The organism is Exiguobacterium sp. KJ 601 (genome assembly GCF_027161185.1).
Lineage (GTDB): Bacteria > Bacillota > Bacilli > Exiguobacteriales > Exiguobacteriaceae > Exiguobacterium > Exiguobacterium profundum.
In genome coordinates, this window is record NZ_JADHZG010000001.1 from 304,302 (window position 1) to 329,797 (window position 25,496).

The 25,496-nt window shown below is 49.6% G+C and carries 25 protein-coding genes and 1 pseudogene; 16 read left to right on the top strand and 10 right to left on the bottom strand.

Annotation, left to right across the window (positions count from 1 at the left end):
• Position 1: 1 nt before the first annotated feature.
• From IRJ25_RS01680 to IRJ25_RS01695, 4 genes are all read left to right on the top strand, one after another.
• Positions 2-1,003: a FecCD family ABC transporter permease gene (locus IRJ25_RS01680; protein WP_168169872.1), complete on the top strand. Its 1,002-nt coding sequence runs from the start codon at positions 2-4 to the stop codon at positions 1,001-1,003.
• Positions 1,000-2,031, top strand: a complete 1,032-nt coding sequence (locus IRJ25_RS01685; protein WP_214686190.1) for a FecCD family ABC transporter permease — start codon at positions 1,000-1,002, stop codon at positions 2,029-2,031. Before IRJ25_RS01680 ends, IRJ25_RS01685 begins: the two co-directional genes overlap by 4 nt.
• Positions 2,032-2,868 (top strand): ABC transporter ATP-binding protein, encoded by an 837-nt coding sequence (locus tag IRJ25_RS01690; protein ID WP_074035818.1) that lies wholly within the window; start codon positions 2,032-2,034, stop codon positions 2,866-2,868. It begins immediately after the preceding gene.
• A gap of 178 nt (positions 2,869-3,046) precedes the next feature.
• Positions 3,047-3,445: a cytidine deaminase gene (locus IRJ25_RS01695; protein WP_074035820.1), complete on the top strand. Its 399-nt coding sequence runs from the start codon at positions 3,047-3,049 to the stop codon at positions 3,443-3,445.
• A 32-nt stretch (positions 3,446-3,477) separates the two neighbouring features.
• On the opposite strand, the gene IRJ25_RS01700 is transcribed toward IRJ25_RS01695, so the two are convergent.
• Entirely contained in the window at positions 3,478-4,422 is a 945-nt protein-coding gene (locus IRJ25_RS01700) for a M23 family metallopeptidase (RefSeq protein WP_269317623.1), read from the bottom strand.
• Positions 4,423-4,537: 115 nt separating this feature from the next.
• Here IRJ25_RS01700 and IRJ25_RS01705 point away from each other — a divergent pair, with 115 nt between their 5' ends.
• Positions 4,538-4,756 carry a type II toxin-antitoxin system Phd/YefM family antitoxin gene (locus IRJ25_RS01705; protein ID WP_269317624.1) on the top strand — a complete coding sequence of 73 codons (219 nt, stop codon included), beginning with the start codon at positions 4,538-4,540 and terminating at the stop codon, positions 4,754-4,756.
• A gap of 61 nt (positions 4,757-4,817) precedes the next feature.
• Here IRJ25_RS01705 and IRJ25_RS01710 read toward each other — a convergent pair whose 3' ends face one another.
• Positions 4,818-5,555: a GntR family transcriptional regulator gene (locus IRJ25_RS01710; protein WP_147537981.1), complete on the bottom strand. Its 738-nt coding sequence runs from the start codon at positions 5,553-5,555 to the stop codon at positions 4,818-4,820.
• 143 nt (positions 5,556-5,698) lie between these two features.
• Between IRJ25_RS01710 and IRJ25_RS01715 the strand changes: the two genes are divergently transcribed.
• From IRJ25_RS01715 to IRJ25_RS15190, 3 genes and pseudogenes are all read left to right on the top strand, one after another.
• On the top strand, positions 5,699-7,051 hold the full coding sequence (locus tag IRJ25_RS01715; RefSeq protein WP_269317625.1) for a 6-phospho-alpha-glucosidase: 1,353 nt from the start codon (positions 5,699-5,701) through the stop codon (positions 7,049-7,051).
• A gap of 116 nt (positions 7,052-7,167) precedes the next feature.
• Positions 7,168-8,090: pseudogene (locus tag IRJ25_RS15185) on the top strand (PTS transporter subunit EIIC); the annotation flags it as partial.
• A gap of 171 nt (positions 8,091-8,261) precedes the next feature.
• Complete coding sequence (locus IRJ25_RS15190; RefSeq protein ID WP_331283390.1) at positions 8,262-8,675, top strand: glucose PTS transporter subunit EIIB; 414 nt, start codon at positions 8,262-8,264, stop codon at positions 8,673-8,675.
• A gap of 38 nt (positions 8,676-8,713) precedes the next feature.
• Here the strand turns inward: IRJ25_RS15190 and IRJ25_RS01730 are convergent, their stop codons facing one another.
• Positions 8,714-9,604, bottom strand: coding sequence for a helix-turn-helix transcriptional regulator (locus IRJ25_RS01730; RefSeq protein ID WP_269317628.1), 891 nt, complete (start codon positions 9,602-9,604; stop codon positions 8,714-8,716).
• Positions 9,605-9,679: 75 nt separating this feature from the next.
• Between IRJ25_RS01730 and IRJ25_RS01735 the strand changes: the two genes are divergently transcribed.
• Positions 9,680-10,198 (top strand): dihydrofolate reductase family protein, encoded by a 519-nt coding sequence (locus IRJ25_RS01735; RefSeq protein ID WP_269317629.1) that lies wholly within the window; start codon positions 9,680-9,682, stop codon positions 10,196-10,198.
• 85 nt (positions 10,199-10,283) lie between these two features.
• Here IRJ25_RS01735 and IRJ25_RS01740 read toward each other — a convergent pair whose 3' ends face one another.
• From IRJ25_RS01740 to gnd, 6 genes are all read right to left on the bottom strand, one after another.
• Positions 10,284-11,018 carry a polysaccharide deacetylase family protein gene (locus tag IRJ25_RS01740; RefSeq protein WP_078147604.1) on the bottom strand — a complete coding sequence of 245 codons (735 nt, stop codon included), beginning with the start codon at positions 11,016-11,018 and terminating at the stop codon, positions 10,284-10,286.
• Between the two features lie 53 nt (positions 11,019-11,071).
• On the bottom strand, positions 11,072-11,551 hold the full coding sequence (locus IRJ25_RS01745; RefSeq protein WP_269317630.1) for a GNAT family N-acetyltransferase: 480 nt from the start codon (positions 11,549-11,551) through the stop codon (positions 11,072-11,074).
• A gap of 5 nt (positions 11,552-11,556) precedes the next feature.
• Positions 11,557-11,838, bottom strand: a complete 282-nt coding sequence (locus tag IRJ25_RS01750) for a hypothetical protein (protein WP_078147602.1) — start codon at positions 11,836-11,838, stop codon at positions 11,557-11,559.
• Between the two features lie 119 nt (positions 11,839-11,957).
• Complete coding sequence (gene gntK, locus IRJ25_RS01755; RefSeq protein ID WP_078147601.1) at positions 11,958-13,457, bottom strand: gluconokinase; 1,500 nt, start codon at positions 13,455-13,457, stop codon at positions 11,958-11,960.
• Positions 13,458-13,473: 16 nt separating this feature from the next.
• Complete coding sequence (locus IRJ25_RS01760; RefSeq protein WP_074036021.1) at positions 13,474-14,817, bottom strand: GntT/GntP/DsdX family permease; 1,344 nt, start codon at positions 14,815-14,817, stop codon at positions 13,474-13,476.
• Between the two features lie 89 nt (positions 14,818-14,906).
• Positions 14,907-15,788, bottom strand: coding sequence for a phosphogluconate dehydrogenase (NAD(+)-dependent, decarboxylating) (gnd, locus tag IRJ25_RS01765; protein ID WP_269317631.1), 882 nt, complete (start codon positions 15,786-15,788; stop codon positions 14,907-14,909).
• A gap of 243 nt (positions 15,789-16,031) precedes the next feature.
• On the opposite strand from gnd, the gene IRJ25_RS01770 reads away from it, so the two are divergent.
• From IRJ25_RS01770 to IRJ25_RS01795, 6 genes are all read left to right on the top strand, one after another.
• Positions 16,032-16,880 carry a MurR/RpiR family transcriptional regulator gene (locus IRJ25_RS01770; RefSeq protein WP_078147598.1) on the top strand — a complete coding sequence of 283 codons (849 nt, stop codon included), beginning with the start codon at positions 16,032-16,034 and terminating at the stop codon, positions 16,878-16,880.
• Between the two features lie 161 nt (positions 16,881-17,041).
• Positions 17,042-17,437, top strand: a complete 396-nt coding sequence (locus IRJ25_RS01775) for a hypothetical protein (RefSeq protein ID WP_078147597.1) — start codon at positions 17,042-17,044, stop codon at positions 17,435-17,437.
• A gap of 90 nt (positions 17,438-17,527) precedes the next feature.
• Positions 17,528-19,051, top strand: a complete 1,524-nt coding sequence (locus IRJ25_RS01780) for an FAD-dependent oxidoreductase (protein WP_269317632.1) — start codon at positions 17,528-17,530, stop codon at positions 19,049-19,051.
• Positions 19,052-19,252: 201 nt separating this feature from the next.
• Complete coding sequence (locus IRJ25_RS01785; protein ID WP_269317633.1) at positions 19,253-20,434, top strand: galactokinase; 1,182 nt, start codon at positions 19,253-19,255, stop codon at positions 20,432-20,434.
• Complete coding sequence (gene galE / locus IRJ25_RS01790; RefSeq protein WP_078147594.1) at positions 20,431-21,429, top strand: UDP-glucose 4-epimerase GalE; 999 nt, start codon at positions 20,431-20,433, stop codon at positions 21,427-21,429. Before IRJ25_RS01785 ends, galE begins: the two co-directional genes overlap by 4 nt.
• The gene (locus tag IRJ25_RS01795) at positions 21,426-22,910 is read left to right on the top strand and encodes a UDP-glucose--hexose-1-phosphate uridylyltransferase (RefSeq protein ID WP_269317634.1); all 1,485 of its coding nucleotides are present in this window, start codon (positions 21,426-21,428) and stop codon (positions 22,908-22,910) included. Before galE ends, IRJ25_RS01795 begins: the two co-directional genes overlap by 4 nt.
• Before the next feature lie 89 nt (positions 22,911-22,999).
• Here the strand turns inward: IRJ25_RS01795 and IRJ25_RS01800 are convergent, their stop codons facing one another.
• Positions 23,000-24,025, bottom strand: a complete 1,026-nt coding sequence (locus IRJ25_RS01800; RefSeq protein WP_269317635.1) for an aldose epimerase family protein — start codon at positions 24,023-24,025, stop codon at positions 23,000-23,002.
• Between the two features lie 191 nt (positions 24,026-24,216).
• Here IRJ25_RS01800 and IRJ25_RS01805 point away from each other — a divergent pair, with 191 nt between their 5' ends.
• Complete coding sequence (locus IRJ25_RS01805) at positions 24,217-25,482, top strand: sugar ABC transporter substrate-binding protein (RefSeq protein WP_078147591.1); 1,266 nt, start codon at positions 24,217-24,219, stop codon at positions 25,480-25,482.
• Positions 25,483-25,496: the final 14 nt, after the last annotated feature.

Here is a 25,496-nt window from a genome sequence, read left to right on the forward strand (position 1 = left end):
GATGCATACCCCGAAGTACTTCCCGCTCCTGTTAGTTGGGACGCTCGTACTGACGGTGCTATGCATCGTGGCATCCCTTGCCTTCGGCTCTCGAACAGTCGGGTGGAATGAACTGCTGGACGGTTTATTCCGTCCGGCTGTTCAGTCGTATGAGGCAGACATTGTCCGGGAGCGGGTCGTCCGGACAATTTTCAGTTTTATGTGTGGCGCAGCACTCGGTGTGGCGGGTGCACTCATGCAGTCGGTGACGCGTAACCCAATCGCTGACCCGAGTATTCTTGGGGTCAACACGGGAGCTGCGCTCGCCGTCGTCATCGGCATCGCATTCTTCAACATCGCGACGGCGAGTGCGTTCATCTGGTTTGCGCTCGTCGGGGCGCTATTGACGGCCATTTTCGTTTTCGGCATCGGTTCACTCGGAAGGGGAGGGGCGACCCCGCTCAAACTCGTCTTGGCGGGAGCGGCGACAAGTGCAGCATTATCGTCGCTCGTCATGGCTCTTATGATTCCACGCTCAAACGTCATGGACCAGTTCCGCTTTTGGCAAGTAGGGAGTGTCGGTGCGGGAAATCTGGATTCGATTTATACATTTTTACCGTTTCTTCTAATCGGTCTCGTGATTGCGGTAGTGACCGCACCTTCCTTGAACGCACTTGCGCTCGGGGAGGAGATGGCGAAGAGTCTTGGTGTTCGGACGGGGACATTGAAGTTGACCGCCTCGTTCGCAGGCGTGATTCTGTGTGGGGCTGCGACTGCACTCGCTGGACCGATTGGGTTTATCGGACTTCTCGCCCCACATTTGATTCGACTCGTGCTCGGTCCTGACCAACGCTACCTCATGCCGATGTCTGCCTTAGCAGGTGCCATCATCTTGACCTTCTCGGATGTCATCGGACGTTTGCTCGGAAGTCCAGGTGAACTTGAGGTCGGGATTGTGACGGCGTTCATCGGGGCACCGATCTTGATTCTATTGACAATGAAAGTGAAAGTAAGAGGACTATGATGCAACCAGCGATTGAACAAATCAGACAAGGTCGCATGAAGCGACGCCGTCGTTATGTCGGGATGACGATTCTTTTGACCATCATAGCGGTAGCATTGAGCGGGTTGATGCTCATGTTGGGCAATACGATTTATCCGGTTCAGGATGTCATCCGCGTCTTGCTCGGGGAAGACGTAAAAGGGGCGACGTTCGCCATTGAAGTATTGCGTCTACCACGTATGCTCGCTGGTGTCTTTGCCGGTGCAGCATTTGGTGCTGCGGGAACGATTTTCCAAACGATGCTTCGAAATCCGCTTGCCAATCCAAATGTCATCGGGATCACAACGGGGTCCAGTGCGGCGGCTGTCTTCTGTATCGTCGTCCTACAATCGAGTGAAGCGATAATCTCGATCGCTTCGATTATCGGAGGGCTCGTCACCGTGCTGGTCATCTATTTCCTATCCAAAGGGGCGGCTTTCTCCATCGGTCGTTTGGTGTTAGTTGGAATTGGGATTCAAGCGATGTTAACAGCCGTCATCAATTATCTATTGCTCATCAGCCGACAAAACGATGTCGCGATGGCGATGCGGTGGTTGACAGGAAGTTTAAATGGGGCGAAACTTGAAGAGTTGCCACCTTTAATCATCACGGTACTTATCTGTTTACCGATTGTACTGTTACTCACTCGTCAGCTTGAAATGCTCGAGCTCGGAGAAATGGCGGCGACAGGGCTTGGAATCAACACGAACCAGACCAGACTTCTGCTCATTGTGGCGGCAGTATTCATGCTCGCCCTTGCAACAGCGACAACGGGACCGATTGCGTTTATTGCCTTCTTGGCAGGGCCGATTGCCAAACGGCTCGTCGGAACGAGCCACGCGGGAATCTTGCCGGCAGCGCTTGTCGGAATCATTTTAGTACTAGCGGCCGACCTTGTCGGACAATTCGCCTTCACGGCACGCTATCCGGTCGGTGTCATCACCGGCATCATCGGCGCGCCTTATCTCTTATACTTGTTGATTCGGATGAACCAGAAAGGGGACTTCTAAATGGCATCCATTATGAAAGTGGAACATCTCACCTCGGGATACGAGGACAAGATGATTTTGAACGATATCAGCCTTGAAATTCCGAGCAATCAGATTAGCATCATCATCGGTGCGAACGGTTGCGGGAAGTCGACGCTACTGAAGACGATGGCACGCCTTATCAAACCGAGTGCCGGTCAAGTGACGCTTTACGATAAGCCGATTTCGAAAATGGCACCGAAAAAGCTAGCGCGTGTCCTCGGGATGTTGCCACAGTCCCCGGTCGTACCGGAAGGGATTACGGTCGCCGATCTTGTCGGTCGTGGTCGTTACCCTCATCAATCATTCTTAAAGGGCTGGACGAAAGCCGATTACGAAGCTGTCGCCGAGGCGATGGAGATGATGAACATCACGGAGTTCGCGGATCGTCCCATCGACGAGTTGTCAGGCGGGCAGCGCCAACGCGTCTGGATTGCGATGGCACTGGCTCAACAGACGGACGTGCTCTTTTTAGACGAGCCGACGACGTATCTTGATATCACGTATCAGGTCGAGATTCTCGATTTGTTGACGGACTTGAATCGAAAGTACGGGACGACAATTGTCATGGTGTTGCACGATATCAACTTATCGGCACGTTATGCGGACTACATCTTCGCGCTCGACAAAGGGAAGTTGATTGCCGAAGGGAAGCCATCGAACGTCATCACGTGTGATTTGATCCATCGTGTCTTTAACCTCCGCTGTTCGGTCATGTGTGACCCGGTATCCGGTTCACCTTCCGTTATTCCGATTGGGCGTCATCACGTGCAGACGGAAACGGAAGAGGCGGCTGTCGCGCAGCTTGAATTGGTGTGACCACGTATAGAGAGTCAAGAAGGGGCGAGCGCTCCTTCTTTTTTTGTTTATCCATGAAAGCGTTTGTAAAAAGTCATTGACTTCTCTTTGAGGCGGGTGTATGCTATAAATCCTGCCCAAAATGAGAGGCACGGGGACTGGCATCAGTTCATTCGATATTCGAGAGGAATGACTTAAGATGAACCAACAACAATTAGTCGAGCGCGCACGCCAATTGAAAGACAATGCGTATTCACCATATTCGAAGTTCCGCGTCGGTGCGGCACTTCTCATGAAAGACGGTACGGTCATCGACGGCGTCAACGTCGAGAACGTCTCGTTCGGAGCAACGAACTGTGCGGAGCGTACGGCCATCTTCACAGCGGTCGCTCAAGGATACAAAAAAGGTGACTTCGAAGCGGTTGCCGTGTCTGGGGACACGGAAGACTTCTTGCCACCATGTAGTATCTGCCGTCAGGTCATGGTCGAGTTTGGCGATCCTGACTTCAAAGTACTGCTCACAAACGGCAACGCCGATGTGAAAGAAGTGACGCTTGGGGAGCTCGTCCCACTTGCGTTCACCGATTTGGATATGTGATGTTGGGCCCCTCAGATTTCTGAGGGGTTTTCTTATCCAAAAAAGCGAAAAAATAATCGCGGAATGGCTTGAACAATGTAAAGAAGCAGTTCTGAAAAATCGAGGGCTGCAATTCCATACGACCATCCCTCTTCCTCACGAGAGGTGACTACTTTTCCACGCACAGGTCGCAATCGACCTTTCCATCGAATCGGGAGGGCGGTCGCGCTGTCCACATCTGGGTGATTCATGACACGCATATGCAAGCGTGGCTCAGGCGTAATTCCGGAACGCCCACAGCGCCCAATCAACTGTTTGGTTTTGACCGTATCTCCCACATTCACGGCAATGGAACCATTCTCAAGATGGGCGAGAAGGCAATATTCATCGTTCGCATGTTGAATGATGACGTGATTACCGAATGGATGATCAGCATCTAGTTCGTCTGACAACCCATCCACGATTTGATGAATTGTCCCGTGTAATGGAGCAATCACTCGTTCTCCAAACGCATACGAGCCATCCATCCCGATTTTTCTACGATTGTAAGGTTGCTGATCTTTTGTTTTCGAAAAGTCATAGCCATCACGCTTTTTTCGGGTTGGATCATGATGATACATTCCGAGGGTTGTCCCTTCTGAGACGACGAACCACTGCTCTTTGAATGGAAGGTGGTATTTGTTTTTCGTGAAAGGATTGGTCTCTTTTGAAGAGGATGTGACCGTCATCTGAATGGATTCAACCTGATTCACGCGATTGAATTGAACGGACAATAACTTTTCTTTTCGGAAATCCGACCACAATGCATACCGATTCCCGTTCAACATCATCTCATTGAGCAGACGATAGCGCCGAATTCCATGATGAAACGAAGACGCTTCGTGATGAAACATGGCCATGGAACAATGAGATTTGCAAGAATCGGTCATTTGATGATAAATGTCATCGAACTGACCGTCTTTGAATAAGTGAATGAACTTTTTGTTCTGGTGATGCATGTGCATACCGCCTTTGTTGATGATTGATTGGTCTTTTATACGGATGTAGAAACATAGATGTTTCGTCATTCATAAAAAATCATAATATAATGGACATAAATGAGGAGTGATGTGAATGTCTACGGTTCCATACCGGAAAGCGAAAAAAAAGTTGAACCACTTGCTTCATCAAGTATGTGAAAATGACGAGACGATTTTCATCTCGAAAGAAGGCAGGAAGAATGCTGTTATCATTTCTGAACGAGAATATAATAGCTTGTTAGAAACCATTTACCTGACGAGCAGTCCAAAAAATGCTGAGCGTCTATTTGAATCCCTAAAGCAGCTTGAATAGCATTAGTCTAATGTTGAAACATATGAGTTTGCATTAACAAACACCCAGTGAATCGTTGAATTCACTGGGTGTTTGTTGTTTCATGTCTTCGACCGGCACGGATGATAAAGCGATACTCTTCACTCTTGAAATACGTTTCGGTGAACTCAAAGCGATTGCCATCCATGAGAAACGAATAGAGTTCGACTTTGAGTATCGGTGTTCGATCGCTCACCTCGAGCATTTCAGCAATTTCTTTCGTCGGCAAGACCGGGATAAATTCCTGAACACTGTCTGCAATCTTCAGGTTTTTGACATTTTCAATGTAATCATACTTCGACCGTGTCATTACCTCATACGTTAAATCGGGAAATAATTGGAGTGGAAGATACGTATCTTCGACGATGAGCGGTTCTCCGTTCGCAAAGCGTAACCGGCGAATATAGTAGACAAGAGCGTCTTCATCAAGCTCGAGTATTTCCCTTATTTTTTCAGTCGGAGGTTGAACGGTGAAAGTAAGTACTTTACTCGTGACGTCCTTTCCTTCCCGTTTCATGTCTTCAGTGAAACTTTTTAATTCGTACATATTATGTTCAATCTTTTCGGATTGTACATATGTGCCGCTCCCTTGTCGTTTCCAAAGCAATCCTTCTTCTTGAAGTAGTTTGACGGCTTGTCGAACGGTGACTCGACTCGCTTTAAATTTCTCGACGAGTTGTGCTTCTGTCGGAATTGCTTCACCGGGCGCCCAATCGCCGGTCTCGATAAACGTGCGCATCTCCTGAGCAATCCGCTGGTATAGCGGAGATTTAGCTTTCATGTAGATAACCTCCTGATTGTATGCGTTCCTTACTCATAGTATACAAAAATAAAACGTTTTAAAAAAGGTGTTGACGGTTCAGATAATATGTATTAAATTTGTATTGTAATCAATTAGATATGTATTGAAAGGGGAACGCACACATGAAAACACCACAGCGTCTCGTAGTCGTCGGTGGAGGTAGTACGTACACAATCGGCATGATCATGAGTTTGATTAAGGAAAAAGAACACTTCCCACTTCGTTCTATCACGTTTTACGATACAGATGAATTACGTCAAGAACGTGTCGCGAAAGCGAGTGAAATCATCTTGCGTGAGCATTATCCAGAACTCGAGTCGTTCGAATATACGACGGACAAAGAATATGCTTTTAAAGATAAAGATTTCTTCTTCGTCCAAATTCGGACAGGTGGTTTGGAAATGCGCGAAAAAGATGAGCAGATTCCGCTTCGACATGGCGTGGTGGGACAAGAGACGTGTGGACCGGGCGGAATGTCATACGGGATGCGCTCAATCGGAGATATGATTGAACTCGTCTCTGACATTCGCACCGGCTCACCGAATGGCTGGATCTTAAACTATACAAACCCTGCTGCGATTGTCGCCGAGGCGCTCAAACGTGCATACCCGGACGATCAAAAAATATTAAACATTTGCGACATGCCGGCAGCAATCATGGTGAGCTATGCGAAGATTCTCGGTAAAGAGATTTGGGATCTCGTTCCGGAATATTTCGGACTCAACCACTTTGGTTGGTTCACAGGTATCTTCGATAAAGAAGGAAATGAATTGACTGAAGATATCAAACGCGCCATCTTAGAAGACGGTTTCATCCCGGAAGATTCGGAGATTGCGAATGACCCATCGTGGATCAAGACGTTCAAACAAGTAGAGAAGATGCTGACGGATTTCCCGGAGTACTTACCGAACACGTATCTTCAATATTATTTATATCCATCTGACATGGCAGAAAAAGAAGATGTCACGAACACACGGGCACGGCAAGTAATCAACGGACGTCAAGAGCGTGTCTTCTCGATGTGCGATCAGATTATTCAAGATGACTCGCTCGAAAATGTTCACCTTGAGGTCGATATCCACGGCTGCTATATGATTCGGGTCGCTGCTTCGCTAGCCTATAATAGTGGTGATATTTTCATCGTCATGGTGAAAAATGAAGGGATTATTTCGAACCTGCCGGACGATGCGATGGTTGAAGTGCCTGCGATGCTTACCAATCGTGGACCGAAACCATTCGCAGTCGGAAAGATTCCTCGTTTTTACAAAGGAATGATTGAAGGACAGCTTGCTTACGAGCAACTTGTCGTCGACGCATACTTCGAAAACAGTTATGAGAAGGCACTTCAGGCGTTGACACTAAATCGTACAGTCATCGATGCACCAATAGCTCGTCGAATCTTAGATGATTTGATTGAGGAAAACAGAACGTACTGGCCGGAATTAAAATCGGGCGAGACAGTAGCAATACGGTAACTAGAGAGGGGAGGCAATCCCCTTTCTCATTGTTCAGATTGATAACGCTTACAAGATGGGGAGTGAATCGAATGAGTCAATAGTTTGGAGTTTTTCAAAAGTTTGGAAAGGCGCTCATGGTACCGGTCGCTTTATTACCGGCTGCCGGAATTTTGCTAGGACTAGGTGCGGCACTCACGGGACCATTAGCCGATAGCTGGACGTTTTTACAGAATGGAACAGTAGAAGCGATCAGTGCTGGAATGTTACAAATTGGTCTTAGTATTTTTGCGAACTTACCAATCATTTTTGCAATCGGGGTCGCAGTTGGTTTGTCAGGAGGATCAGGGATTGCCGCACTCGCAGCACTCGTCGGATATGTCATTATGAATACGACAATTTCAATCTCCCTTGGCATCACGGCAGAAATGGCTGCCGAGAGTGGAGAATATGGCATGTTACTCGGTATTCCTTCCCTTGAACCGGTGTACTCGGAGGGATTGCGGTCGGGTTGCTCGCAGTATGGGTGTATAAAAAGTTCCATACGTTCAATCCACCAGAAGTGTTGGGATTCTTTGCAGGTGATCGTTCTGTAGGGATTGTGATGGTTTTCTTCTCGATCTTACTTGGATTTGTCATGATGCTCATCTGGCCGCCAATCCAATCGGCACTCACTTCAATGGCAAACGTCATCGCGAGTGATGCGACCAACCCTGCATACGTAGGGTTATATGGGATGTTGGAGCGGTTATTGATTCCGACAGGATTACACCATATTTGGTATGCCCCATTCCTGTGGACATCTCTCGGTGGAACAGCAACGGTCGGTGATACGGTCGTGAACGGTGATCAGTATGTTTTCCTCGCTCAAATCTCAGAAGGTGTCGAAGTGACGGCGGGACGCTTCATGTCTGGTAAGTTCCCAATCATTATGTTCGGTTTACTCGGGGCAGCGCTCGCGATGTATCGTCAGGCTGATCCGCACAAACGTCCTGTCGTTCGAGGCTTATTGATTGCAGCAGCCGGTACAGCTTTTCTAACAGGAATCACAGAACCGATTGAATTCACTCTCTTATTCGTGGCACCTATCCTTTATGTCATCCATAGTGTGTTGACGGGGATTTCCTTTGCGCTCATGTATGCGCTCGACACACATATCGGTTGGGCTGGAGGATCAGGGTTGATTGACTATATTTTAGTGAACGTCTTACCAGGAACACCACGCTGGTGGATGAATGTCGTCGTCGGCATTGGTTTCTTCATCGTTTACTATAGTATCTTTACTTTCGCTATCAAGAAGTGGAATTTGGCAACACCAGGGCGTGGCGGACAAGAAGCGAAACTGTTTACGCGTAAAGACTACAATGATAAAAAGTCAGGTCAATCAGCGATTCAAACAACAGCACTTGCGATTGAAGAGGCACTTGGGGGACGAGAGAACATCCGTGATATCGATGCATGCTTCACACGACTTCGTGTTGAAGTAAGTGATGTTTCTCAAATCAATGAGGATGAACTAAAAGCACTCGGAGCAGCTGGAGTCGTCAAAGTGAAAAATAACATTCAAGCGATTTTTGGAGGTCGCTCTGATTTATACAAAAACGAATTGCTACGCATTCATAAGGAAATGGATGAAGCGAATTGAAATCGGGCTCAACCGCATGGGTTGAGCCTTTTCAGTCTTCATACGTATAGTGCTACAAGACGTTCCACATGCTCTTTCATCATCTCCCGCAATACTCTCGGCGCCTTGACCTCCACTTCGGCGCCAGCTTTCAACAGCTGCCTCGACAAAAATGGAAGTTCTTCCTCGGGTACGTCCCATTCATTCTTATCTTCAATATCGGGTAATACATCTTCAAGTAAACGACGACCGAGTGACGTCAGCTCGAGTTGAACGGTCACACCGACTCGTTCATCACTTGCCTGAAGCAAGGTCACCAAATCCTCGCACTCAAACGTTTCATCCAGCAATTTGATTGCTTCAATCCGATCGATTCGATATTGACGAAGTCCCAGTTCAGACAGCCCGAAGACATACCACTTCATGTCAAGGAGTGCCATACCGACCGGAGCGACGGTGAACGTGCGTTGCCCGTTCGTCGTCCGATAGGTCATCTTCATCTTGTTTCGACGTTCGACCGCCTGATAGATTTCTTTCGTGAACGGCGCTTTGGGAATTTGTTTGTTCCCGAGCCACAGGATGTTTTGCTCCAATCGACGAATCTTCTCTGCGAGGTCGTGCGGCAACTCGTTCACGTACCAGTTTGACAATGTACTTCGTATATCCCCAAATGGCACGTCCGGGATGTGTTCCATCCATTTGAGCGTGAGGTAGAGGGCGACGGCTTCTTGTTCGCGTAGGTGGAGCGGTGGTAACAAGCGGTTCGGTAACATTTCATAGCCGCCCCCGGTTCCAGGCACACTCCAAATCGGATAACCGAGTTCTTCGAGCGATAGCATATCCCGTTGAATCGTTCGGATAGAGGCACCAGTTTCTTGGGCCAGTTCTTCCGCCGTGAAGCGTCGCCCATGATTGAGTAGCCGAATCAATTGTAAATGTCTTTTTTTCATTTAAATCATTCCCGTCATCTTTTGTCGTGTTTATTGATTAAGCTGAATATATCACGAATCAAGGAGGAATACATGATGCCGAATGCAGTGTTGTATATTGCGATGAGTTTAGACGGAAAGATTGCCCGGTCGAACGACCAACTCGATTGGTTGTTCGCGGTAGAGGGGGACGGGGACAACGGCTATGCTGATTTTTTCAAGACCGTTGGTGCTGTCATCATGGGACGGAAGACGTACGAGGAAGTGTTGAAGTTAGAAGAGGGAATGTATCCATACAAAGACATCCCGAACTACATTTTGACACGTCAGGCTGACCGTGAGGCCGAACATGTCACATTCACGGACGAACCGATAAAAGAACTCGTCAATCGGTTGAAGCAAGAAGTTGATCAAGATATTTGGCTTATCGGTGGTGGGGAAGTCATCAAAGCCGCGATGGAGCATGACTTGATTGACCGCTATGAGATTGCGATTGCGCCGGTCGTGTTAGGAGAAGGGATTCCTCTCTTCCCAGAAGGCACGAAAGAGACGAAACTTCGACTGACGAGTCACCATGCCTCCGGTCAATTTGTGATGGTGACATATGAACGATAAGTGAGCATCGAGTCCACATAAGGGCTCGATTTTTTATAATTCATCTCATTGTATAAAAACTGCAGACCATTAAGATGATCTGCAGTCATGGGGTCGCTCGTTCGCTTAAATGCGGTTCCCATACATCAGAAAAGTTGTGAACCGGTTGGACACTCTCTAACGTACGGAATTCATAATCTCGTTCTTTCGCATAACGAATGATTGTATCGAGTGCTTTCGGCGTCATCGAGTGATCGTGCGCTAAAATAATCGAAGCAATATTGGCGGCGCGATTCGCTTCGAGTCGGTCGAACACACGTTGCTCGACACGGGCATTGTCTTTCTTATACACATGGTCGAGACTACCGACGTTCCAGTCCCAAATCTCAAAACCGGCATCGGTCATCGCCTGCCAGTGTGCGGGTGACATGCCGGCGTCGCTCCCATAAATGGTGCGGGCCATGTTCGTATGAATGCCGGTCACTTCATAGATAAGTGCTTGTACTTCCTGCATCTGACGCACGGCCGTCAACGGTGTTTCATAAAATTCATCCCGGTCGTGTCGCATCCCGTGTAAGGCAATCAAATGACCTTCCGCAATGATGCGGTGAAGCAGATGCTCATTTCCTTCGATGTTCTTTCCGAGGATGAAGAAGGTTGCCTTCACTTGATGTTTCTTCAAGACATCGAGTAGCTTTCCCGTTTTCCAGTTCGGTCCATCATCGAGCGTCAAATAGATGAGACTCGGGTCGTTATAGGCCATCGGCTCCGGAATCGCAGCCTGTGACAAAGACCCAATCAGTAGAAAGATCGACATGAGCAAAAGAACGCGTTTCATCATTCCATTCAAAACTCCCTCAAATCAAAACCAAGCGACATGTGATACATACTTTATCATATGTTGGAGACATCGAGACGATAAATCTGTTCGTCAAGTTCTGTCTCGAAAAAGGTGAAATTCAATTTCTTCAATAGCGCGATCGATGCCGTGTTCGTCCCATGCACACCGGCTTTGAACGCTTCTGCTCCTTGGTCTTCCAAGTGACGAATCAATCCCGACATCACTTCAAATGCATAGCCTTGACGAGCGCGGGTGGGTGTAATCGTGTAACCAATCCAATAGGTCGAATCTTCTTGCTGGATATACACATCCCCAATCAATTCTTCGGTCATTTGGTCGATGATGGCGAGTTGTGTGCCGTGTTGAAGCGAGGATTCGCCGAGTAGGGCGTTCTCATATTCTGCAAAGCTGAGTCCTTTGAATGACTGATCTTTCATCCAATCCAAGTCATTTCGGTAAATCATGAATGATTCGATGTCTTGGCGTTCGAATGGGCGGATGAGGCAGCGGGTTGTCGTGAGCATAATCGTCATATCACTCACACCATCTTCTTATCTTTTTTGAATAGACCGACCAATAACAACGCCAGACCACTTAAGAAAATCACAGGGAAAATAAACCACATGATGAGTGCGGCCCATCCGTTCTGTACACTGATGGCGTACGAGAGTCCGATCGAAAACGCTAAGGCAGGGGAGATAGGAATCATAAGAGCGATTCCCCATATTTTCAATTTTGTGTTTCGTGCTTCGCCTGTACTGAACCAATACGCCACGAATGCACCTAAACCTGCGATGAGATATCCGATTGCGATCGCCATTTAATCAATCCCTTCTTCGATACGATGATTGTTTGACTTCGTCCTTACTTTCCATGTATATCACGAAAAATCCTGTCATAAATCAAAAAGACCGAGCCCTTCAGGGACTCGGTTTGTCATTATACGTGCTTCCGCTGAAACGCAGAAATTGCTTCATATTCCTCAGATAGGTGACGTGACAGGCGGATGTAGATCGGCAAAAGTTCGCGATACACATTCGTCGCTTCCATGTCCGGAGTATGCTCATGGGTCACTTGTGGTACCTCTTGGAACTCCTCGATGTCCCCGAAAGCGTATTCCCCGAGCATGACAGCCCCGAGACATGAACTCTCATGACTCTCCGGCACGACGACCGGTGTATCAAAGATGTCTGCCATCATCTGACGCCAGAGGCTCGACTGGGCAAAGCCCCCCGTCGCATGGATGCGGTTCGGGGCGCCCGTCAACTCATCGAGTGCGAGCATGACCGTATAGAGGTTAAAGATGACTCCTTCCAATACGGCACGGATGAAATGTTCGCGCTTATGGTGAATGCTGAGCCCGAAGAATGAACCGCGGGCGTTTGAATCCCAGAGCGGAGCCCGTTCACCCATCAAATACGGATGGAACAACAGTCCGTCGGCACCCGGTTTGACCGTCTCGGCGATTCGTGTCAACACATCGTACGCGTCGATCCCGAGTCGTTTCGCCGTCTCGACCTCACTTGCAGCGAACTCGTCACGAAGCCAGCGGAGGATGATGCCGCCGTTATTGACCGGTCCACCGATCACCCAATGCTTGTCCGTCAGTGCATAACAGAAGATGCGACCTTTTGGATCTTCGACCGGTTCCGAGACGACCGTCCGGATGGCGCCGCTCGTCCCGATGGTTACGGCGACGACCCCTTGTTCGAAGGCACCGACCCCGAGGTTCGAGAGCACGCCGTCGCTTGCCCCGATGACGAGTGGGAAGTCCCAGCCAAGCGTCTCGGTCACCTCAGGCGTCACCTGCAAGATTTCGGTTGTCGGGACGAGTTCAGACAAGCGATCTGAAGTCACACCAGCGACTTCAAGTGATTCCGTGTCCCAATCTCGTTGTTTCAGATTGAACAGTCCTGTCGCTGAAGCGATGGAATGGTCGACGACGAAGCGTCCCGTCAACCGATAGAAGACATATTCTTTGATGGAGACGAACTTGTCCGTCCGGGTAAAGACGTCAGGGTACTCCGCTTTCAACCAGCGCAATTTGGACAGCGGTGCCATCGGATGAACCGGGGTGCCGGTACGCATATGGAGGGCGCTCGCATCAAAGTTGCGTTTGATTTCTTGCGTATACGGATTCGCCCGACTGTCGGCCCACGTGATGCTGTTCGTGAGCGGACGTCCTGCCGCATCGAGCGCAATCAAACTATGCATCGCCGAGCTGAACGATGCGAAGCGAATCGGACCGTCCGCTTTGGCACGGACCGCCGAGACGGCTTCAAGCACGGCCCCGTAGATGACGACCGGGTCTTGCTCGGCCGTCTCCGTATCGGGCGTGAGAAGCGGATACAACACGTTATGTACCGCCAGTTGTTGATGACCGTTGAACAGGACGGCTTTCGTACTCGTCGTCCCGATATCGACCCCAATCGTAAACACACAATCACTTCCTAACTTAGATAATGAACAGGCTAATCAAGAACACGACAGCGAAGCCGGTGAGTCCGATAATCGTTTCCATGATTGTCCATGACTTGAGCGTGTCTTTCACGTCAAGACCGAAGTAACGGTTGACGAGCCAGAAACCTGAATCGTTGACGTGTGAGAGGACGGTCGCCCCTGAGGCGATGGCGATGACGATCAAACCGAGTGCCGCGCCTGTGATGTTTTGGATTTCAAGTAGCGGTGTGATGAGTCCGGCTGCCGTGACCATCGAGACCGTTGCCGACCCTTGGGCGACACGGACGACCGTCGCGATCAAGAAGGCGAGGACGATTGCCGGAAGTGGTGAGCCGGCCATCATTTCACCGAGGACGTCACCGACACCTGAGTCGATGAGGACTTGCTTGAACACTCCACCGGCTCCTGTGACGAGGATGATGATTCCGGCTGGTTCGAGTGCTTTCGTTGCGATCTCTTGTACTTCGTCACGTGAATACCCACGGCGTGTCCCGAGGAAGACGAATGTGAGGAGCGTCGCGATCGTCAAAGCGACAAACGGGTGTCCGAGGAACGTCAAGAAATCACGGACGGCGTTACCTTCATCCAAGAGAACCGCCGAGAGCGTGTTCGCCAAAATCAACACGAGCGGAATCAAGATGAGTGACAAGATCATTTTGAAGCTCGGCAGTTCTTTCGATGTGTCGATTTCTTCAAACTCCATGTAATCCGGAATCGTCACATGAATCTTCTTAGCAATATACTTCCCAAAAACCGGACCGGCTAAAATCATGGCCGGAATCCCAGCGAGGACACCGAACAAGATGACCCAACCGAGGTCGGCACCGATCAAGTTCGCAACAGCGATCGGACCAGGTGTCGGTGGGATGAAGCTGTGTGTGACCGCGAGACCCGCAAGGAGCGGAATCCCATAGTACAGAAGCGAACGTCCCGTCTTTTTGGCGAGACCGTATACGATTGGAACGAGAATGATAAAACCGACATCGAAGAAGACCGGGACGGCGACGATGAATCCGGTAATCCCGAGCGCCCATTGTGCCTTGTCTTCCCCGAACTTGCTGACGAGTGTCTGGGCAAGACGTTCCGCGCCACCTGATACTTCAAGCATTTTCCCGAACATCGCGCCAAGACCGACGACGACGGCGACGAAGCCGAGCGTTCCGCCCATCCCGTTTTGGATGGAGGCAATGACATCCCCGAGTGGCATGCCGGCTGCGACTCCAACAATTAAACTGACAAGTAACAACGAAACGAATGCGTGAAGCTTTGTGCGAATGACTAAAAATAAGAGTAAGAAGATCCCGGCTAAGGCGATCAAGATAAGTGTTGAGCCAGACATTGAGTATTCCCCCTAAATTCCAAATATGTAACCGTTTACAGTTCCTAGCAAAGGAAAAGGTCATGTCCCCGTGACCTTTTCCACAGATGTTACTTCTTGACGACCGCGTGCCCACCGAACTCGTTGCGGAGCGCGGCGACGACTTTTCCTGAGAACGTGTCGTCTTCGAGTGAACGATAGCGCATCATGAGCGACAGGGCGATGACCGGTGCCGCGGCTTGAAGGTCGAGCGCCGTCTCAATCGTCCATTTACCTTCACCGGATGAATGCATGACCCCGCGAATCTCATCGAGCTTCGCATCTTTCTTGAAGGCATTCTCTGTGAGTTCCATGAGCCAAGAACGTACGACCGACCCGTGATTCCAGACGCGTGCGACTTGTTCATAGTCGTAATCGAACGGGCTCTTCTCCAAAATGTCGAACCCTTCCGCAATCGCCTGCATCATCCCATACTCGATCCCGTTATGAATCATCTTTAAGAAGTGACCGCTTCCGGCAGGACCCGTGTACAGGTAGCCGTTCTCGACAGACAAGTCTTTGAAGATTGGTTCGATTGTCGGCCACGCGTCTGCGTCACCCCCGACCATCGTACAGGCCCCGTTCCGCGCCCCGTCCGTGCCACCGCTCGTTCCGCAGTCGAAGAACTTGATGTCCTTCTCGGCGAACTGTTCGGCGCGTGCGACCGAGAGTTTGTAGTTCGAGTTGCCGCCGTCAATTACGATGTCGCCGGGTTCGAGGCGCTCATATAGTTCAGCGAGTACCGCTTCCGTGACGTCGCCGGCAGGGACCATCGCCCAGATGACGCGTGGCGTCGACAGCTTGTTCACGACATCTTCGAGCGTCGGCACGATGGTGAACGCGTCCGATGTGACGTCCCCGACGTCCGTCCCGACGACTGTATGTCCATGGTCACTCAAGTTGAGGGCCAAATTGTATCCCATCTTACCTAAACCAATCAAACCAATTTCCATATTGTCACCTCTAAATCGAATTTTTTTCTATCTCCCCACTATAATATCAAATTAAATTCGATTTTCAATATAATTTACGGAATTTTATTCTTTTTTAATTGTGAAGTGCGAATCTTCATGCTGTCAGAGGTGAGATTACTATGTTAATGAGGAATAAAAAAGCGTTTTCGACACATAAAGTAAAGGATCTCATTGCGGAAAAAAATTCGAAACGGTATCGTTAAAAGAAAAAGGGTGAGACACATGGAATCGATGAACGGCCTGGCCCGCATCCGTGGTGCCTACACGAAACTGAGCAAGAAAGAACAACGTATTGCCGACTATATTTTGAAACAACCGGAGCGCATCATTCACCATACGATCAATCAAGTCGCTGATGACTTAGATGTCGCCGAATCGACCGTCTTTCGTTTTTGCCAACGCGTCGGATTCAAAGGGTATCAGGCGCTGAAAATCGCGCTCGCTACCGATGTCGTCGCGCCGCTCCAGGACATTCATGAGGATATCTCAAGCGAGGACACACCAATTGAAATCGCCGAGAAAATTTTTACATCGAATGTGAAGACGCTCGAAGCGACGCGACAAATTTTAAAGGCGACCGCGCTCGATGAAGCGGTGACACGTCTTCTTTCGGCTCGAAGAATCGAGTTTTTCGGAAGCGGGGGTTCGGCTGTTATCGCGCTTGATGCCTACCATAAGTTCGTTCGGAGCGGCCTGTATGTCACGGCGAACTTGGAGTCACATATGCAACTCATGTCAGCGTCTCAATTGACCGCAGACGACGCCGCTGTTCTGATCTCGCACTCAGGGGCCTCGAAAGATACGATCGACGTGGCGAAAGTATTGAATGAACACGGCGTGCCGACGATTGCGATCACAAACTATGCGAAATCACCTCTTTCGAAGCTTTGCGACATCGCGCTCTACACCGTGTCACAAGAGACCGAGTTCCGCTCCGAGGCGCTCGCCTCACGAATCGCCGAGCTCAGTCTGATCGACGCATTGTTCACCGTCGTCATGATGCGGCGCGGGGAAGAAGGACGTACGGCCCTGCAACATATGAGGAAAGCCATCTCGCTCCGGCGTATCTGAATCGTCTAAACCATCGTTTCGTTGCGTCGAATAATTGAAAAAGAAGTGACGGATTGGAAAGTAGAACCGGATGAAATCACTAAATAGGATTATGTTTTGGTAAACCGTGGAATTAATAATAGATAAACTGAAAAAGACAGAGGTATAAGAGGGGACACGTCATGAAAAGCATCGATTTTTTATCCACTGCGCATTACAACGTCTTTAAGCAATTGTCGCAACGATTGACAGACCCAGGGAACGTCGGGGAAGAATACTTTTCCGCGTTGTACGTCATTGCTGGTAACGAATGTGTGCGCGAGCTGCTGCTCCCGTACATTGATTTAGAGGCAGGAAAAATCCGCACCTCGACGATTATCGATGACAACACGTTTGAAAAGCCGGTGCTCGTGCTCGTCAAACTGGTTATCCATTTGTATAACAATAAAGAATGGGTGCTCCCGACCGAGCTGATCACCTTACCAGAGTCGGATTATCAGCTCGCGATGCAGGCGATCAACCTCTGTCGTGATCAACAATTCGATGAGATTGTCATCCCGAATGACGAAGAGGCTTAACGTGAAGCCTCTTTTTTGTTTTCTTTTTCCAGATGAAGGGTAAGTCAACCATGCATTCAAACGAGGGATCGAATTGAAGGAGGGACACATATGTTACGTGATTTTCCAACATCATTTTGGCGTGACGCCGCGTCTGACGAGACGGTGAGGCCGCTCGACCACGATGTGACGACCGAGGTCGTCGTCGTCGGAGCGGGCATCGTCGGGGTACAGACGGCGTTACAGTTAGCCGAGCGAGGGAAACAAGTCGTTTTAGTCGAGGCGGCCCGCTTCGCAACAGGTACGACCGGCTATACGACAGCCAAAGTATCGGCTCAACATGGAATCGTCTATACCGAATTAGTCAAATCCATAGGGGAAGCGAAGGCTCGTCTTTACTACGAAGCAAATATGGAAGCACTTCGTTTTCTTGAAAAGCAAGTCGAGACGTTAAACATCGACTGTGACCTCGAGCGTCAGTACGCCTATCTGTACACGCTTTCTTCTTCAAGTTCGGCGACACTGCTCGAGGAAGAAGAGGCGGCTTATCATCAGCTAGGCATCGATGGCGGTGACGCCACGAGTGAGGTGAATAGGCTGTTGCCATACGCCGTCAAAAAGGCGACTGTCATGCGTGACCAACTCCAGTTTCACCCGGTCAAATACTTACAAGGTCTGATGAAGCGGTTCCGTGAACTCGGTGGGACGCTCCATGAGATGACACGCGTGACCGGGATCGAGTACGGGACGCCCAATCGGCTTGAGACGAACACGGGTCATGCGATCGAGGCGCAAGACGTCGTCGTCGCGACCCATTTTCCGTTCAACGACTTCAAAGGGCTTTATTTTGCGAAGATGGAAGTCGAGCGGTCCTATGTCGTCTCAGCCGAGGTTGACGAATTTCCGGAAGGGATGTTTATCAGCGTCGACAAGCCGAGCCGTTCGATCCGGCACGTCAAACTCGAGAATGGGAAGAAGATGGCCATGTTCGGGGGCAAGAACCATGTGACGGGGCATAAGCAAGAGACGGTGGCCTGCTATGAAGCGCTCGGGGAGTTCGGCATGCGTCATTTCGGTGCCGAGACGTTCAGCTATCACTGGTCGGCTCAAGATTTGATTACGCTCGACAAAGTACCGTATATCGGTCGAATGACGGCAGACACCCCACACGTATACGTCGCGACCGGGTTTTCAAAATGGGGAATGAGCCAAGGGATTGTTGCGGCGTGTCTGATCACCGACCTGATCACGAAACGACAAAATCGTTACGAGGAGTTATACGATCCGACACGGTCGAAATGGAAGCTCGCGGACGCCGCCCGTTTCATGAAGACGAACGCTGACGTGGCGAAAGAGTTTGTCAAAGGCAAGCTGAAACCGTCACATAAGCAAGTCGGAGATCTCGGACTCGATGAAGGGGCGATCGTCAACCATGATGGCGAGCATGTCGCTGCATACCGCGATCCGGACGGTAACGTGTCGATGGTCGGAACAGCGTGTACACATATGGGCTGTACGGTCAGCTGGAACGAGGCGGAGCGGTCATGGGACTGCCCGTGTCATGGATCACGCTTCAAACCGAACGGAGAAGTCATCGAAGGACCGGCTGTTAAGCCGCTATCGCGAAAAAAATGAAGCAGAAGGAGTCGAAAGGGCGGACGTTGTCGGCCCTTTTTTCGTTTTCGCTTATCGAAAAAGGGTACCGTCTTTTTTTACTAAAAAAACTTTATTTTTTAGTAAAAATAAGTTAAGCTAAATGTGTAAATGGAAAGTAGAAGATTGAGCAAAGAAATGCTTGTCCAAAAGGATTGCCGAGTAAAAGGAGACGATTCAACTATGAGAGAGACCATGCACGTAGAATTTAAGAAACAGTTCCTCGAGGGCGCGACCCATCAGTTTTTTGCGCCTGGCCGAATTAATTTGATTGGCGAGCACGTCGATTACAATGGTGGCCATGTGTTTCCGGCGGCAATCACGTTTGGCACGTATATGCTCGTCCGGAAACGAAACGATCGGACATGCCGTTTTTATTCGATGAATTTCGAAGCAGATGGCATTATCGAGACGTCGATCGATCAGCTGACCTACCGGGAAGAAGAAGGGTGGGCGAATTATCCAAAGGCGATGTTACATTATTTGATGTCGCATGATGACGTGACGAGTGGAGTCGACTGTTTATACTACGGTAACATTCCGAACGGAGCGGGACTTTCTTCTTCGGCTTCTATCGAACTCGTGAGTGGCTATGCCTTTAATACGTTATATGCGATCGGTCTTGCACCGCTTGACCTCGTTAAAATCGGTCAGCGTGCTGAAAATGAATATATTGGTGTAAACAGCGGGATCATGGACCAGTTTGCGATTGGGATGGGGCGAAAAGATTACGCGATGCTCCTCGATTGTGACACGCTTGAATGTGAGTATGCACCACTCAACTTGAATAGCATGTCGATTGTCATCATGAATACGAACAAACGGCGAGAACTTGCCGATTCGAAATATAACGAACGGCGTGCCGAATGTGATCACGCGTTGGCGTGTTTGCAACAGGAGCTGAACATCTCGGCGTTGTGTGACTTGGATCAAGACGTGTTCGAGACACATCGACACCTGTTGACGGACGACACGCTATATCGCCGGGCCCGTCATGCCGTAACTGAAAATGCGCGCACCTTGGAGGCGCTTGAAGCCTTAAAAGCGAATGAAATCGATCGCTTTGGTCAGTTGATGAACGAATCACATCGCTCACTCGATCGAGATTATGAAGTGACAGGGATCGAGTTGAATACATTAGTCGAGGCAGCCTGGGAAAACGGCGCAATTGGCGCCCGCATGACAGGAGCTGGCTTTGGAGGTTGTGCGATTGCGCTTGTACATGATCAGGCGGTCGAACAGTTTATCGAACAAGTCCAGGAAACGTATACGCGTAAAATCGGTTATGCAGCAACCTTTTATGTGGCATCGATCGGTGCTGGCGTCCATGAGGTGATTGAGCAAGTGAAAGGAGAGGTAGGATGAGTATTTTAGTCGTTGGAGGAGCCGGTTATATCGGGTCCCATGCTGTTTATCAATTGGTTGACCAAGGAAGAGATGTCGTGGTGATTGATAATTTGGAGACGGGTCACGAAGCGGCCATCCATCCAAAAGCTCGTTTTTACCAGGGTGACATCCGAGACAAAGCGTTTTTAGCGCGTGTCTTTGCGGCGGAGCGGATTGAACAAGTAATCCATTTCGCAGCAAATTCGCTCGTTGGGGAATCGATGACCGACCCGCTCAAATATTACGCCAATAATGTATACGGGACGCAATGTTTACTTGAGGCGATGGTGGAGCACGGGACGGTGTCTCTCGTGTTCTCCTCAACGGCTGCGACGTATGGAGACCAGACTGTCATGCCAATCACGGAAGCGGCCGCGACGAACCCGACATCGACGTATGGAGAGACGAAGTTGGCCATGGAGAAGATGATGCATTGGGTCGAAACCGCACATGGCATCCGGTTTGTCGCACTGCGTTACTTTAATGTGGCCGGAGCGCGACAAGGCGGTGTCATTGGAGAGGACCATCGTCCGGAGACCCATCTGATCCCGCTCATCTTAGAAGTTGCCAATGGGAAACGTGAGGAAATCAAGGTGTTCGGTGATGATTATGAAACAGCTGACGGGACATGCATCCGTGACTATATTCATGTCGAGGATTTGATTGATGCCCATGTGTTGGCGCTCGACTATTTACGTGACGGAGGCGAAAGTGACGTCTTCAATCTCGGTTCAAACCAAGGATTCTCGGTCCATGAGATGATTCAAGTAGCCCGTGATGTAACGGGTCATGCGATCCCGTCGCGTGTCCAATCACGTCGGTCAGGTGATCCGGCGTCGCTCATCGCGTCTTCAGAAAAAGCGCGCCGAGTGCTGGGGTGGAAACCGACCCGCACGGATGTCACACGGATCATCGAGGACGCTTGGGCATGGCATCAAGCGAACCCGAGCGGTTACGACGAGGTGTTGATATGAGCCGCTGGATCAATGGACTTGTCGAGGCAGCGATTGAGGCGGATCTGATTCAATCGCGAGACCGCACTTATGCGAGAAATCGTTTGTTGGATTTGTTAAATGAGACGCCAGCTGACGAAGTGGCATCCGGATCGATCGTTCACCTGTTGGATCGTCTGATCGACGGAGCAGTTGAGACGGGAATGATTGAAGATTTCGTGGCCGAGCGCGAGATACTAGGGGCGAGACTCATGGACGTGTTCGTCCCGAGCCCATCTGTCATCGAGCAGGTATTTTATCAAAAATACAATGAGGATAAGCAAGCGGCGACTAACTATTTTTATACACTTTCAGAGAACTCGAACTACATCCAAACGGAACGAATTAAAAAGAACATTTCGTACAAAGTCGAGACGGCATACGGTGCGATTGATATGACGATCAATATGTCAAAACCTGAAAAAGACCCGAAAGAAATTGCCCGTCAAAAACAAAGCGGCGCATCGGGAGCGGGCTATCCGACGTGTCTTCTCTGTGTGGAAAATGAAGGATATGCCGGTCGGTTAGATCATCCGGCGCGGACGAACCATCGGATCGTCCCGCTCGAACTCGGCGGGGAAAACTGGTATTTGCAGTACTCGCCTTACGTCTACTATAACGAGCATTGCATCTTGTTGTCAGAAGAGCACCGAGACATGGTGATCGACCGTGGGACGTTCACGCGCCTGCTTGATTTTGTCGGGAAATTCCCGCACTACTTTGCAGGGTCGAATGCGGATTTACCGATTGTCGGGGGCTCGATTTTGTCCCACGATCACTATCAAGGTGGACAGTATACGTTTACGATGGCCGATGCGAAAGAGCGTGAGACGTTCGTGTTCGAAGAGTACCCATCAATTACGGGCGCCTCGCTTCAATGGCCACTGTCGGTCATTCGCTTGAAAGGGAAAGTTCAAGCAGACCTTGTCGCTTGTGCGACGCACATTTTGGAGACGTGGCGCGGTTACTCGGATCAGGAAAACGATATTTTAGCCGAGACGGACGCTCCGCATAACACGGTCACACCGATCGCGCGAATGCGAGATGAGGTGTATGAACTCGATCTCGTCCTTCGAAACAACCGGACGACAGATGAGCATCCGCTAGGGATTTTCCATCCTCACGCAGACATCCATCATATCAAACGAGAGAATATCGGGTTGATCGAAGTGATGGGACTTGCGGTCTTGCCGGCTCGTTTAAAAGAGGAGTTAGAGGCCGTCATTTCCTTCGTCGAGACAGGTAGCGCCACGGTCGTCCCGATGCATCAGGCGTGGGCGGAAGAGCTCCGTGACCGGTATGACGGGAAGGAAGATGCACGAGCGTTTGTTTATGAAGCGGTCGGGCATAAGTTTGTACGTGGATTAGAGGATTGCGGTGTCTTTAAACTGACAGCGACAGGTGACGCCGGACTGAGACGATTTATTAAAGCGTGTCAACCGGCCCAAGAAACAGCACAATAAGTAGACGACATAAGAAAACCGCCGCCGAATCGGCGGTTTTCAGGTTGTTGACGAACCGGATCGCCTGTCGCGATTCGGTTCGTCTTTTTTTATATGTTGTCAAATCGATACACAGTTTCATGCTCGTAGTGTTGACCTGGTTCGCACCAGATTGAAGGGAGTTCTCCCATTTCGAGCGAAGCGGCAGGATGTTGGGTTTCGAAACAAATTCCCATGTGGGCCCCATTTTGTCCAGCCTCTAACACGGTGTCGCTCGTGAGCGCGTTTCCAGTGTAGACGACGAGGCCTGGATAGGTCGTCGTCACGCGAAGCCGTCGGCCACTTTCGGGATGAATCAATGTGACGTGATCGTGCTGTGTTGAGTCCAGTAAGAAGTAATGGTCGATGCCACCAAGTGCGAATCGCTGTTGCTCTGTTTCGTCAGATAGCGCGCTAGCGATCGGTTTTCCGTCCCGGAAATCGTAAGGTGTGTCATTGACGTCGCACATTCGTCCGGTCGGCAACAAATCCGGATCGAGTTCGATGAAGGAAGAGGCTTGCAGCGCCAAGTGATGATTATGAATCGTTTCTTTCGCGTCTCCACTTAAATTGAAATAGGCGTGATTTGTCAGTGTGAGTGGTGTCCGTTCACTTACTTCTGCATCGTACCGAATGATGAACTCGTTCGATGCGGTCAAGCGATACTCGATCATCACGTCGACAGTCCCGACATGTCCGCTCTCGTTCGATAACTTTGTCGTCAGTCGTAAGCCGACGTCTTCGTTCTCTTCGAACGGTTCGACATCGAATGAAACTTGATGCAATCCACCCGGTCCGCCGTGCAGTTGATCGGGCGTGTCCGACTCGAGATGGTGGACCGAATCACCAGTCTTATAGCGAGCTTGTCGCACCCGACCGGCGACGCGGCCGATCAGCGCACCCATATAGTTCGGGTCGTCCATGTATTGGTTTGTTGTCTCATACGTCAACAGCACGTTTTCGACGTTACCCGTTCGGTCTGGGACGAACAAGTGGGTGAGGATGCCTCCTCGGTCGAGCATTCGCAATGATAGGCCATTCGGGTGATTGAGGGTGAACGCGGTCACACCATCCGTTTGCTGCTTGGTTATATCCATTTCTCATCACGCTCCTTAGTTATAAGATACCGCATCTGTCAGCCTGTACAATACGGGATACTTTAACCATACAAAAACGAGAGGTAAATAAAAAGTTAAAAATTTACTAAAATTTATTTACTATTTTTACTAATGGTGCTATATTGAATTTGTAAAAGCGCTTACAATCACAGTTTCGGGAGGAACGGTTTATGAAATCGACAAGCAGATATACATTGTTAGCAGGAGGACTCCTTATGAGTTCAATCCTTGCCGCTTGTGGGCCAGGAGAAGAGACATCGGGGGAATCAACGGAAGCGAGCTCGAACGAGTTGATCGTTTGGGAGGATGTTGAAAAAGGCGAAGGGATCAAAGAAGCCGTTGCACGATTTGAAAAAGAAAACGACGTCAAAGTAAAAGTCATCGAGAAGACGTACGCACAACAAATCGAAGACTTGCGTTTGGACGGTCCGGCTGGGACAGGCCCTGACGTGTTGACGATGCCTGGGGACCAAATCGGGACAGCGGTGACAGAGGGACTTATTAAAGAGATTGCATTGACACCTGAAGAACAATCGATTTACACAGACGTCGCCATTCAATCGCAAATTGTGGATGGCAAAGTGTACGGTGTGCCAAAAGCTGTTGAATCGACGGTTCTCTATTATAACAAGGCATTAATCGATGAAGCGGATCTCCCACAGTCGCTTGACGAATGGTACGACTATTCGAAAGAAGTGACAGACGGGAAGCAATTCGGATTCTTAGCGCTGTTTGATCAAATTTATTACGCACAAAGTGTGATGAGTGGTTCAGGCGGTTATATTTTCGGACAGGATGACGCTGGAAACTACGACACATCGGATATCGGATTAGCGAACAAAGGTGCGATTGAAGGAGTTACACTCATCCAAAAATTCTATCAAGACAAGCTGTTCCCAGCTGGGATTATTGGTGAGCAAGGGATTAACGTCTTGGAATCACTGTTCACTGAAGGAAAAGCGACTGCCATCATCTCAGGACCATGGAACGTCGAACCGTTCAAAAAAGCAGGGATCGACTACGGTGTCGTCAAATTGCCTGAGTTGGCGAACGGTGACAACATGAGTTCGTTCCTCGGTGTGAAGAGCTACAACGTTAGTTCGTACAGTAAAAATGCCGAGATGGCAGAGAAACTTGTGAAGTTCCTTGGAGATGAAGAAAACTCACGGACTCGTTTCGAAGTGACGCAAGAAGTTCCAGCTGTCAAATCGCTCGCGAGTGACCCGGCTGTCACAGAGAGTGAAGTCGCGCAAGCGGTGGCGGAACAATCTCAGTTTGCTGAGTTGACACCGAACATTCCAGAAATGAATGAAGTATGGCAACCAGTCGACGCGGCGCTTCAAACTGTTGCAACTGGTAAAGCGAAACCAGAGCAAGCGATGAAACAAGCCGTCGAAACGATTTCTGGTCAAATTAAAGCCAAACATAGTAACTGATGCGATCGGCAGGC